The organism is Corynebacterium striatum ATCC 6940 (assembly GCF_000159135.1).
In the GTDB taxonomy this organism is placed as follows: domain Bacteria; phylum Actinomycetota; class Actinomycetes; order Mycobacteriales; family Mycobacteriaceae; genus Corynebacterium; species Corynebacterium striatum.
In genome coordinates, this window is the sequence record NZ_GG667523.1 from 238,913 (window position 1) to 249,070 (window position 10,158).

Annotated in this window: 12 protein-coding genes and 1 pseudogene; 6 read left to right on the forward strand and 7 right to left on the reverse strand. The window is 57.5% G+C overall.

Translation table 11 applies throughout. From position 1 onward, the window contains the following. Window positions 1–16 precede the first annotated feature (16 nt). Window positions 17–2,044 carry a DUF6049 family protein gene (locus HMPREF0308_RS08665; RefSeq protein WP_005530723.1) on the reverse strand — a complete coding sequence of 676 codons (2,028 nt, stop codon included), beginning with the start codon at window positions 2,042–2,044 and terminating at the stop codon, window positions 17–19. Then, window positions 2,041–2,607: pseudogene (locus HMPREF0308_RS08670) on the reverse strand (NUDIX hydrolase); the annotation flags it as partial. The gene HMPREF0308_RS08665 and the pseudogene HMPREF0308_RS08670, both read right to left, overlap by 4 nt. A gap of 46 nt (window positions 2,608–2,653) precedes the next feature. Between HMPREF0308_RS08670 and HMPREF0308_RS08675 the strand changes: the two are divergent. Genes HMPREF0308_RS08675 through HMPREF0308_RS08690 form a run of 4 tightly spaced genes read left to right on the forward strand, consistent with a single transcriptional unit; the run spans window position 2,654 to window position 5,711 of the window. Next, window positions 2,654–4,057 (forward strand): CCA tRNA nucleotidyltransferase, encoded by a 1,404-nt coding sequence (locus HMPREF0308_RS08675; RefSeq protein ID WP_005530726.1) that lies wholly within the window; start codon window positions 2,654–2,656, stop codon window positions 4,055–4,057. A gap of 3 nt (window positions 4,058–4,060) precedes the next feature. Continuing rightward, on the forward strand, window positions 4,061–4,657 hold the full coding sequence (locus HMPREF0308_RS08680; protein ID WP_005530727.1) for a YqgE/AlgH family protein: 597 nt from the start codon (window positions 4,061–4,063) through the stop codon (window positions 4,655–4,657). 17 nt (window positions 4,658–4,674) lie between these two features. Continuing rightward, a complete protein-coding gene (locus tag HMPREF0308_RS08685; RefSeq protein WP_005530728.1) occupies window positions 4,675–5,379 on the forward strand; it encodes an AzlC family ABC transporter permease in 705 nt (234 codons plus the stop codon). Further along, window positions 5,379–5,711 carry a branched-chain amino acid transporter permease gene (locus HMPREF0308_RS08690; RefSeq protein ID WP_005530729.1) on the forward strand — a complete coding sequence of 111 codons (333 nt, stop codon included), beginning with the start codon at window positions 5,379–5,381 and terminating at the stop codon, window positions 5,709–5,711. The genes HMPREF0308_RS08685 and HMPREF0308_RS08690 overlap by 1 nt, the downstream gene beginning before the upstream one ends. On the opposite strand, the gene HMPREF0308_RS08695 is transcribed toward HMPREF0308_RS08690, so the two are convergent. Both HMPREF0308_RS08695 and HMPREF0308_RS08700 read right to left on the reverse strand, forming a co-directional pair. After that, complete coding sequence (locus HMPREF0308_RS08695) at window positions 5,708–6,019, reverse strand: hypothetical protein (protein ID WP_005530730.1); 312 nt, start codon at window positions 6,017–6,019, stop codon at window positions 5,708–5,710. The two genes, HMPREF0308_RS08690 and HMPREF0308_RS08695, sit on opposite strands and share 4 nt — an antisense overlap. Continuing rightward, window positions 6,016–6,975: a bile acid:sodium symporter family protein gene (locus HMPREF0308_RS08700; RefSeq protein WP_034657291.1), complete on the reverse strand. Its 960-nt coding sequence runs from the start codon at window positions 6,973–6,975 to the stop codon at window positions 6,016–6,018. Before HMPREF0308_RS08700 ends, HMPREF0308_RS08695 begins: the two co-directional genes overlap by 4 nt. A gap of 28 nt (window positions 6,976–7,003) precedes the next feature. Between HMPREF0308_RS08700 and HMPREF0308_RS08705 the strand changes: the two genes are divergently transcribed. Further along, the gene (locus HMPREF0308_RS08705) at window positions 7,004–8,068 is read left to right on the forward strand and encodes an NADH:flavin oxidoreductase/NADH oxidase (protein WP_005530732.1); all 1,065 of its coding nucleotides are present in this window, start codon (window positions 7,004–7,006) and stop codon (window positions 8,066–8,068) included. Between the two features lie 120 nt (window positions 8,069–8,188). Here HMPREF0308_RS08705 and HMPREF0308_RS08710 read toward each other — a convergent pair whose 3' ends face one another. The 3 genes from HMPREF0308_RS08710 to HMPREF0308_RS08720 all read right to left on the reverse strand — a co-directional run bounded on the left by HMPREF0308_RS08710 (window position 8,189) and on the right by HMPREF0308_RS08720 (window position 9,504). Continuing rightward, window positions 8,189–8,560 carry a Rieske (2Fe-2S) protein gene (locus HMPREF0308_RS08710; protein WP_034657293.1) on the reverse strand — a complete coding sequence of 124 codons (372 nt, stop codon included), beginning with the start codon at window positions 8,558–8,560 and terminating at the stop codon, window positions 8,189–8,191. Window positions 8,561–8,598: 38 nt separating this feature from the next. Further along, complete coding sequence (locus HMPREF0308_RS08715) at window positions 8,599–8,811, reverse strand: hypothetical protein (RefSeq protein ID WP_115340962.1); 213 nt, start codon at window positions 8,809–8,811, stop codon at window positions 8,599–8,601. A 237-nt stretch (window positions 8,812–9,048) separates the two neighbouring features. Then, window positions 9,049–9,504: an SdpI family protein gene (locus HMPREF0308_RS08720; RefSeq protein WP_005530735.1), complete on the reverse strand. Its 456-nt coding sequence runs from the start codon at window positions 9,502–9,504 to the stop codon at window positions 9,049–9,051. A 167-nt stretch (window positions 9,505–9,671) separates the two neighbouring features. Here HMPREF0308_RS08720 and HMPREF0308_RS08725 point away from each other — a divergent pair. Next, the coding region (locus HMPREF0308_RS08725; protein ID WP_005530737.1) for a cation:dicarboxylate symporter family transporter at window positions 9,672–10,158 on the forward strand (487 nt) is incomplete at its 3' end.

The window sequence follows — 10,158 nt, forward strand, 5'->3', positions numbered from 1 at the left end:
GGAACTAACTATCTCTTTAGGAACTTTTCTTTTTTCTCCGCCCCAGCCGGAATAGCAGGGCCAAAATGAGAGTTAGAGCGGCGATGGCGCCGACTCCGTACACGCTTACGATACCGGCACGGGTCTGAACTGCGATATTTACCGGCTCGGAGATGGCCTGTTTGGACGGCGTGGCCAACCACAAGCTGATGTTAGTTCGGTCGACGTTAGGCATGTTTGCGGTCATGGATACCGTAATGGAACCCTTTGCCGGTATGCGCACGCGCGACGGAGTGTTAAGCGTTGCTGTTTCAGATTCGTAGATGAGCGAGGCGTCGACAGGCAGCGGAAGCCCGTTTTCTGCCACGATGAGCAGCGGCGATGACTCCGAGACGCGCGTGTAAACGTTGCCAGGTGGGATCAGCGACACTGAGGAGCGCAACGTGCGCAACACCTCAGATTGCTTGCTCAGGCGGTCGTTGAAGTCACCCGACAGCGCCACAAGGAGGTCGCGGCGTAGTGGGAGCGTGAAGTCGTAGCGCGTCATCGCAATAGCCGGATCGTTGACCATGATGTTGGTCAACTCGTCCGTGTAGCGCGCCTGCTGTTCCACGCGCACGATGTCGGCGTCACTGAAAGCAGACTCGTCCTCATAGGGCGTGCCCAATGGGCGGTCGGTCTCTTCAAGTGGCAGATCCGTCACCGCACGGGGGCGCACCTTTCCGGCGTCCAACAGCTTCGTTGCTGTGTCGAGGACCTGCTCCCCTGTTTCCGGGCTCAGATAGTTCGGCAGCTTTGCCACCACGTCACCCTCGGATGCCGCCACGCTAACCGACGCCGCGCTGGTCAAGGCCTGCGAGGCCGGCGAGTCTTGCGCGAAATCATAGCGCAGGAAGGGGTTCGTGTAACCTGCGCCGGGGTTTAGCAGGGAGCCAAGAGAGGCGTCGAAAGTGGCTGCCTGACCCACCCAACCGGTGTTATTTGCTACGAGCGCCGGCCGCTTAAATTTGTGGTTTACGTACCCTGAACTGGGAAGCAGCAATGTGGACGTGGGTTTGCCCACGATGTCTTCGTAAGTGCGATTGAGCGCCTCGTAGGTGAGGAAGTCATTATTAACATGAGCTACGGCATTAATGTCCGTGTTTGCCCACGGCAGCGGCATGTGGCACTGCAGGTTTTGAAGGCGCTCGATCCAAGCCTTGGCATCGGCTGCTCCAGTACCCGGCTTGCCGCGCTGCGAAGCGTCGTCATTGAACCAGGAGTCACGTAAGCGCTTGGGGCGCTCGGCGATGGAGGGACGCGTGTCATTGACCGTGTAGCCTTCGGCCATGCGGTTTACGGTATCCACTAACGCGGGATCCAGTGCGACGCAGCCTGCGCCTTTGAGATCGTGATCGAGGTAGGAATCCAGCAGCTTATCAAGGCGGCCGCCTTCGCGCAGCTCCTCCGCCAGGTGATCATCGCTCAAGATGAGCGACTCTCCCCCGGTTTCTCCAGGCACGATGTTGATCTCCGAGGTGATCGGGTAAATCACTGTCAGTGCGTTCGGTTCTTCGGGCAGATCCGCGGCATCTTCTGTTTCAGCGCTTGGTGCTTTCTCGGCGTTGAATTCAAAGATCATCCGCTCGTCGGCGAAGCTGTTGGCTTGGCCCTCCTGTATTCCCGTCAGGGTGAACTGGAGCGGGTAGTTTCCCGGCTCCGTCATGGCCAGCGTGGGTTCCTGCCCCAGCGAGAGCGGGACCTTGAAAGTTACTTCCTTGGTCTCACCAGGATCGATTGAGGCTATGCTTTGCGACGCCCCATAGTACGGGTAGGTGCCCGCCGCCAGCTCTTCCTGAGCCTGCTCGGTGGTTGACACCGCATCGTTGCGGCGGCTGTTGATCTGGAGATCCTCCACCTTGTTCTCGGTGGGATTGTGAATGCGGAAGGTCGCTTCCATGACCCCGTCTTCGGTGGCTTCAGAAAGCAGATCGAAGTCGAGGGTGCCCGGAAGTCTGGTTTGCGCTTGCGCAGGAACCGGGGCTGCTAATAGGCCTGCGAGTATCAGCGCTGAAAGCCGCTTCACCGCGGAGTCGCCTTTCCTGCGGCGGCTTCCTTTCGTGCCAAGTCCGGCAAGAGGTCATGAGCGATGCGCGCCAGCTTGCGTTCGTCGGCGTAAGCGAGGTGCTCGATGAGCTCCGAGACAGGAACCCACGAAACCTCGGTGACTTCTGGATCCTCGTCGTTAAGGATGCCGTCGACAAAGCGCAGCAGGTGATGGTGCACCGTCTTGTGGATACGCACCCCATCAGAGACGAACCAGTAATCGATCATGCCCAGGTCCGCAAAGACCTTGCCGTGAATGCCGGTTTCCTCCCAGACCTCACGCTCGGCGGTGACGTGTTTATCCTCGCCGTTTTCCACGTGGCCTTTGGGCATCGACCACAGCAGGCGGCCGCGCCGGTCGAGGCGGCCGATCAGGGCTACGTAAATGCGCGAAAGATCGACGTTGTCTCCGTCGACTGCCTCAGCGAGCCCAGACACGACAAGTCCACCCGCGGAGGTCTCATCACGCGTTGTCATGCGCGTGATGGAGTTGCGCTGCGGGCGCCTTTCCGGGCGGCGGCCGCGACGCCGCCTGCGGGAGCCTTGTTCGTGCTTAGTCATCCTTGCTAATCGTAGTAGACTAACACCCGTGAATTTTCAGGACACTCAGCTAAACGGCGTTGAAACGACTCTTGCCTCGCTCAGTGGCCTCGCAGAGCAATTTCGAGCTCGCGGAAACCGGCTTTACCTCGTCGGCGGTTCCGTGCGTGATGCGTTGTTGTCGCGCTTGGGCCACGATCTAGATTTCACCACCGACGCTCGCCCCGAGGTGGTCCAGGAAATCCTCGATGGATGGGCCGAGACTGTCTGGGACACAGGCATCGACTTCGGTACCGTCTCGGCTGTATATAAGGGACAGCAGATCGAGATCACCACGTTCCGCTCCGACTCCTACGACGGGGATTCCCGCAATCCGGAGGTTGTCTTCGGCGATTCCCTGGAGGGCGACCTCGTGCGTCGTGACTTTAAGGTCAATGCCATGGCCATCGAGCTCAAAGAGGATGGTTACGAGTTCCATGACCCCATGGGAGGGTTGACGGATCTCAAGAACAAGATCCTCGATACCCCGGATAAGCCGGAGATTTCCTTCCACGACGATCCGCTACGCATGCTGCGCGCAGCGCGCTTTGCCTCCCAGCTGGAGTTTGACGTGGCCGAGCGCGTCAAGACCGCGATGACTGAAATGGCGGGTGAAATCCGCAGGATCACCGTCGAGCGCGTGCAGGTGGAGCTCGACAAACTCATGTTGGGCAAGAACCCGGAAACCGGCATTGAACTGCTGGTTGATACGGGAATTCTGGATCATATTTTCCCCGAGATTCCTGCCCTGCGCATGGCTCCCGACGAGCACGCGCAGCACAAAGATGTCTACGCGCACTCCCTCACGGTCTTGCGCCAGGCCATCGATCAGGAGGAGGAGCCCGACCTGATCCTGCGCTGGGCGGCGCTGCTTCACGATGTCGGTAAGCCTGACACGCGTGACACCACCGACGGCAAGGTGACCTTCCACCACCACGAAGTCGTTGGTGCGAAGTTGGTGCGCAAGCGCCTGCGGAAGCTGAAGTACCCCAAGGCCACCATCGAGGCCATCGGGCAGCTGGTGTACCTGCATATGCGCTTCCATGGCTTCGGCGAAGGTCAGTGGACCGACTCCGCTGTGCGCCGCTACGTCACCGATGCTGGTGACCTGCTCCCCCGCCTCCACAAGATCGTGCGCGCGGATTGCACCACCCGTAACGCCAAGAAGGCACGGCGCCTGCAGCGCACCTACGACCATCTTGAGGAGCGCATCGCTGAGATCGCCGCCAAGGAGGACCTCGCCCGCGTACGTCCTGACCTCGACGGTAACGAGATCATGGAGATCCTCGGGCTCAACCCAGGGCCCGAGGTGGGTCAAGCGTGGTCCTACCTCAAGGAGCTGCGCTTGGAGGAAGGACCCCTCGAGCGTGACGTTGCTATTGCGAAGCTGCGCGAGTGGTGGGAGTCTAGGTAGAACATGTATGCCGACAGACTTTTCAACGCCCTAGAGCGCAACGAACCAGGACCGGGTCAGCTGCTCGTCGCCGCGCCGGGAACGCTTTCCCCTGAGTTTGCTCGCTCCGTCATCCTTGTCATTGAGCACAATGACATGATGACCTTTGGTGTGGACCTGACCAAGCGCTCGGAGGTGGCCGTCTTTAACGTGCTGCCCGAGTGGCTGCCGGTCGTGGCCAAGCCCCAGGCCTTGTACATCGGTGGGCCGCTGAATCAGCAGTCCGTCGTGGCTCTCGGAATGACCAAACAGGGCGTTCGCATTGAGGAGCACCCGCAGCTCAACAAGCTGGCCCCGCGCCTTGTTCATGTCGATCTGCGCTCAGAACCCGAGGACATCGCTGAACTCGTCACCGGCGCGCGGCTTTTCGCCGGGTACGCCGAGTGGGGCCCTGGCCAACTCGCAGAAGAGATTGAGCGGGGCGATTGGTACGTGGCTCCCGCACTTGCTCAAGACGTCCTGACACCTGGCGCGGCGGATCTGTGGGGCGACGTGATGAAGCGTCAACCGATGCCGCTGCCTTTGTACTCCACCTACCCTGCAAACATCGACGATAACTAGTGATCTAGTATTTCCTCATGCGCGAGGAGATACTAAAGGGCCTGAAAGATACATGGGCGGTGGCCGTGGGTCTTGTCCCACTCGGCCTCGCCTTTGGAATTTTGATTGTCCAGACCGGCTTTGCATGGTGGTGGGCACCCATTTTTTCGGTGGTGATTTACGCCGGTTCGATGGAGTTTCTCGCAATCAGCATGGTCACTGGTGGAACGAGTGCGATTACCTCGTTGGTCACCGCTTTCATGGTGAACTTCCGCCACATCTTTTATGGCCTCACGTTCCCGCGGGACAATATTAAGAGCCTCTTGGGCCGCGCCTATTCCACATATGCCCTCACGGACGAGTCTTATGCCATCGTTTCCGCCAAGCCGCGTGACGAGCGATTGTCCGGTGTCCACATTCTCACCATCCAGGTCTTTTGTCAGTTATTGTGGGTGCTCAGCGGCATCGTGGGTGCGCTGGCTGGGCAGATTATCCCGCCAAAAGTTAAAGGACTCGAGTTCGCTCTCGTGGCGCTCTTCGTAGTTTTGGCCATGAATTCTTTTCACAACAATAAGGACTACTCGCTGCCTTTGTCTGCTGCAGTCTGCGGCATTCTCGCCACGGTGCTCTTTCCTGGCCAGGTTCTCATGGTGGCGTTGGTGGCTTATTTCTGCTTGCTCCTCCTGCGCTACTTCTCGCCGCGTCTGGATTCTGCGATGGTGCTGCGAAAGGGTGAGCGCTAATGCCAGCCGGTGTAACCCTCTCCATGGTCGCTGCAGTCCTCATCCCGGTCTGCATCGTTACCGTGTTGCTTAGGCAGCTTCCCTATTCCTTCATCAAGGCGCTCAAGGGCAGTCAGTTTATTGGGCTGCTTGGCATGACGATGCCTGTCGGCGTTATGACAGTGCTCGTGGTCTATACGGTCTTTGGGCAAAAAGAAGCGCCCGGCGGAATCCTCGCCGCTCTGATTGGCGTGGCGATTACTGCCGGGCTGCACTGGTGGCGGAAGGACTCCGCCCTCTCCATCTTTGGCGGCACCGCTGCCTACATGGTGCTGGTTAACTTCGTATTCTAAAGCTCTCCGTAAAGAGCCACTGCTTCGCGCCATAGCGCCGCGAATTCGTCAGCGGAAATGTGCTCTGCCGTGATGTCGGGGAAGTCGTTGTAGGTGTTGGGATGTGGCACTTGGCGCTGGGGAATGTCTGCGTTTCCCACGGCTTTGGAAGGAGTGGCTGCGCCTGCGACGGCGTCGTTTGGCGCCAGCGCAATCATGCGCAGCATGGTGCAGGTATTAGCATCGACCTCTTCCATCTCCGCGATGTGGATGGCGGAACCTACGCCGGGAATTTCCATGGTGGTGCGGACGTACATCAGAGTGCTCATGACTGCCCAGCATACCGGGCCGCGAGCCAGGAGCAGATCATGAGCTGAACCTGGTGGTAGATCATGAGCGGCAGAATCAGCAGGCCCAGCGAGGTGCTGCCGGAGGCGAAGATGACCGAGGCCATCGGTAGTCCTGTAGCGAGGGACTTCTTAGAACCACAGAATTCGATGGCAATGACGTCTGCGCGGGGGAAGCCAAGCTTGGAGCCCAGGATCTTGGTGAGCCAGAGCATAAAGGCGACCATCAAGATCGATAGGACCACCAAGAACACAATCTCCCAGATGCTGATTGAGCCCCAGATGCCATCGACTACTCCCTTGGAGAACGCGGCGTAGACCACCATTGTGATGGAGCCGCGGTCGACAATCTTCGTGCCTTTGCTTGCTGCGAAGTCCTTGACCCACTTACGGGTTAGCTGGCCGAGGATGAATGGTGCAAGCAACAGGAGGCTGATTTCGACGAAGACTGAGCTGTCGATAGAGATGCCATTTCCAGCGCCCATCAGAGCCATGACCAACAGCGGCGTCATGATGACGCCCACTAGGTTCGATGCCGACGCTGACACGATTGCGCCGGCGATGTTTCCCTTGGCCACTGACGTAAATGTCACGGAGGACTGGACGGTGGACGGCACCAAGGTGAGGTACAAGATGCCGAGGTACATGTCGTGGGAAATGAACAGAGTTAGCGGGCGCAGAGCCAAGCCGAGGATCGGGTACAGGACGAAGGTAAACGCCAAGATAGTCAGGTGTAGGCGCCAGTTCTTCAGACCGTTGAGGGCTTCTTGCGTGGACAGGCGCGCGCCGTAGAGGTAGAACAGCAACGCGATGACCACGTTGGTCAGCGAGTCAAAGACCTCAGCAAAGTGGCCGCGTGCCGGAAAGATGATCGCCACGACCACTGCGGAAATGATGAGGAGAATAAGCGGATCTATCCTCTTTAGGCGCGAAGTCATCCTCAAAGCATATCGGTAGCATAGGCCCATGACTAAACTATTTTCTCCGATTATCCTGCGTGACTTCGAGTTCCCCAACCGTGCGTGGTTACCGCCGATGTGTCAGTACCAGGCGGTAGAGGGTCTTCCGCAGGATTGGCACTTAGTTCATTACGGCTCCCGTGCGGCCGGCGGTTTTGGCCTCATCATTGTCGAAGCTACCGCTGTATCCCCCGAAGGCAGGATCTCCCCTAATTGCGCCGGAATCTGGAATGATGAACAGCGCGACAAGTGGAAAGAGATTGTCGAGTTTTCCCACAGCCTTAACGCGCCGATCGGCATCCAGCTTGGCCACGCCGGCCGCAAGGCATCGACTCATCCGATGCTGCCTGGCTATGCCCGTGGCTCGGTCCCGTTAGAGGAGGGCGGCTGGGAAACGATAGGCCCTTCCGCGATTAGCTACCCGGGTTACACTGCCCCGCGCGAGATGAGCACGCAAGACGTTGCTGCAACAGTTGAGGATTTTGCCGCTGCGGCGAAGCGTGCCGTGGAGGCAGGATTCGACACCATTGAACTGCACGGTGCCCATGGCTACTTGCTACACAACTTCTTGAGTCCGTTGAGCAACCAGCGTTCCGACTCCTACGGTGGCAGCTTTGAGAACCGCGTCCGTTTCCCTCTTGAGGTGGTTGATGCGGTTCGTGCTGTTATCCCTCAGGGGATGCCGTTGATCATGCGCGTTTCGGCGACTGATTGGGTTACTGACCGTCTTGCCTGGGACGTGGAGCAAACCATCGAATTTGCCAGGCTCTTGCGGGAACATGGCGTTGACTTCGTCGATGTTTCTACTGGCGGCAACGAGCACGCCGAAATCCCCGTGGGGCCCGAGTACCAGGTGGAGTACGCCACGCGAGTTCGAGAGGCGGGGCTTCCAGTATCAACGGTGGGTCTCATTACCGAGGCGCAGCACGCGGAGCAGATTCTTTCAGATGATCGTGCTGATGTCATCGAGATTGGGCGTGCCGCATTGAAGGACGCCTACTGGGCACGCCACGCGGCTGAGGAACTGGGTGAGCCATTGGAGCCCCTCCCCTCCTATAGCCGTGCAAAGTAATTATGATGTTTCACGTGAAACAATGGATTCACGTGAAACACTCTCATGCTACTGGGCGCCTAAAGCCCTAGATAGTCAGCCCCGTAATTCAATAGTGTTAATTTAAAGCGCTGTTGTGGCTTAAGCAGAGACGTTCTTGACGGTGGTGCCGTCCGACTCGACGCTGTACTCGGTCAGTGGCTTGGTGCCCGGGCCGTCGATGACCGAACCGTCAGCAAGGTTATAAGACGTGAAGTGGGAAGTGCAGGTGGCGGTCATGCCATCAATCTTGGTAATCAAGCTTCCCTGGTGAGGGCAGGTTTGGGAGTATGCCTTAAACTCCCCTTCTGTTGGCTGGGCAAAGATCACTTTGTCCACCATGATCGCCGATCCCACTGGGATCTCAGTGGCGGCAATCTCTGCGCTTGGCTCCTTGCCACACGCAGCAAGGTAGGCGCCGGCGAATGTTGTTGCGGCGCCGAGGAGGAACATACGACGAGAGCACGTATTCATGTTTCTAGACTATCTCACTCTCTAAGCTATCTCACTCTTTAGACTTCTAGGTCCCAAGTGGGAACAGAGTCTGCGTTTGCTCCCCCGAGATCGTAAGACCCAACCTCGTTTCCGAGATCATCGTAAATGGCTAATGCAGAATCTTGTTTGTCGGCGCCGCTGGTGCCTACGTTGTTGATGATGGCGCCTACGGCGATCGCGGATACCGCTACTGCCGCGACGGCGAGGCTTTTGATGTTCATTTCTTTCATGTCATCCATTGTGCGCGCGAGTTCTGCGTGCGGCACGCTTCCGCGCCGTTTCCAAGCGGCTTGGTGCAATCTTCCCAGACTTTACCCAGCTTCAGATTTTCAGAATTTGATTAACGGCAGAATATCGTCACCACTGACGTAGTTTTTAACCTGTAGAGCGGGCCCTGCCGTTTTAGTCACTGTGTCTTTAAAATTGGGTATAAAGATAGCCCCCGAAATCGAGGGCTGAAACTGTTTTTAGGCGTGGTCTGACTTTTCAGCGGCCTTGCGGAGTGCGCCGAGATCAACCTCGGGTGCCTCCGAACCACAACCACCGTCGCCGCAATTACAGCTATCGCCGCAACCCTCTTCTTCCTTGTGGGCCTCGTCCCACAGGAATGCAGCGCGGGAGCCCATGTTGGAACCGATGGACAGGGCGAGCACCGCGATGACGAAAGTTAACGCCGGGATTGTCCACATCCAACCAGAGGCGGAGATTGCTACGATGCCACCGAAAACAAGGGAGACTCCTGCGAGTGCCCAGAACGGGCCGGCGATCGCGTGTGCATTATCCCAAGCCTCTTTGGATTTGCGGATTTCCACCAGGCGAAGTCCTACAACGCTATTGCCCGGAAGTTTTCGTGCGGTGGCCAGTCCACCGACAACGAGGAGAATAGCGGCAAGGATAAAGAAGATGATTGCAATCGCGAGCATGCCCCTTAGTTTAACCCTGAATTTGTCAGAAGAAAATCGAGGGTAGCCTGCCAAAATAATCCATCAGTTATATGTAATTTATTCACGTACTTTGGTAATATTCTGAGCGTGTCGACCAATAGAAATTTGTGGTCACACTCAGCGCACGACAATGAAAAGAAAACGATATGAACCTCAAGGGTATTACTAACTCTTTGCTCTTCAAGATCATCGTTGCGATCATTCTAGGTATCATTGCCAGCTCTTTCTTCCCGGAGTGGGCCGGCCGTCTTTTTGCCACCTTTAACGGATTGTTCAGTAACTTCCTGGGTTTCTTCATCCCAGTTTTGATCTTCGCTCTCGTCGCTCCTGCTATCGCTGGCCTCGGCCGCGGTGCCGGTAAGTGGCTTGGCATCACCGCCGGAATTGCCTATGGCTCTACTATCATTTCCGGTCTGATTGCATACGGTCTCTCGATTGCCCTCTACCCCACCCTTCTGGCGGGTCAGTCCATCAACACTAATGTCTCCGATATTGAGGAAGGCGCACTCGCTCCCTACTTCACCGTCGAGATGCCGGCGCCATTTGAGGTCATGTCGGCGTTGTTGCTTTCCTTCTGCATTGGCGTAGCCATGACTGCGGTAAAGTCTGACAATCTCTACGCAATAACTAAGG

What these genes read in the sequence shown, in the direction of transcription:
- HMPREF0308_RS08685 (WP_005530728.1), top strand. Translation starts at nt 4,675, where the DNA reads ATGCGCGAGGAGATACTAAAGGGCCTGAAAGATACATGGGCGGTGGCC.
- HMPREF0308_RS08705 (WP_005530732.1), top strand. Translation starts at nt 7,004, where the DNA reads ATGACTAAACTATTTTCTCCGATTATCCTGCGTGACTTCGAGTTCCCC.
- HMPREF0308_RS08700 (WP_034657291.1), bottom strand. Translation starts at nt 6,975, where the DNA reads ATGACTTCGCGCCTAAAGAGGATAGATCCGCTTATTCTCCTCATCATT.
- HMPREF0308_RS08720 (WP_005530735.1), bottom strand. Translation starts at nt 9,504, where the DNA reads ATGCTCGCGATTGCAATCATCTTCTTTATCCTTGCCGCTATTCTCCTC.
- HMPREF0308_RS08715 (WP_115340962.1), bottom strand. Translation starts at nt 8,811, where the DNA reads ATGAAAGAAATGAACATCAAAAGCCTCGCCGTCGCGGCAGTAGCGGTA.
- HMPREF0308_RS08710 (WP_034657293.1), bottom strand. Translation starts at nt 8,560, where the DNA reads ATGAATACGTGCTCTCGTCGTATGTTCCTCCTCGGCGCCGCAACAACA.
- HMPREF0308_RS08690 (WP_005530729.1), top strand. Translation starts at nt 5,379, where the DNA reads ATGCCAGCCGGTGTAACCCTCTCCATGGTCGCTGCAGTCCTCATCCCG.
- HMPREF0308_RS08680 (WP_005530727.1), top strand. Translation starts at nt 4,061, where the DNA reads ATGTATGCCGACAGACTTTTCAACGCCCTAGAGCGCAACGAACCAGGA.
- HMPREF0308_RS08695 (WP_005530730.1), bottom strand. Translation starts at nt 6,019, where the DNA reads ATGAGCACTCTGATGTACGTCCGCACCACCATGGAAATTCCCGGCGTA.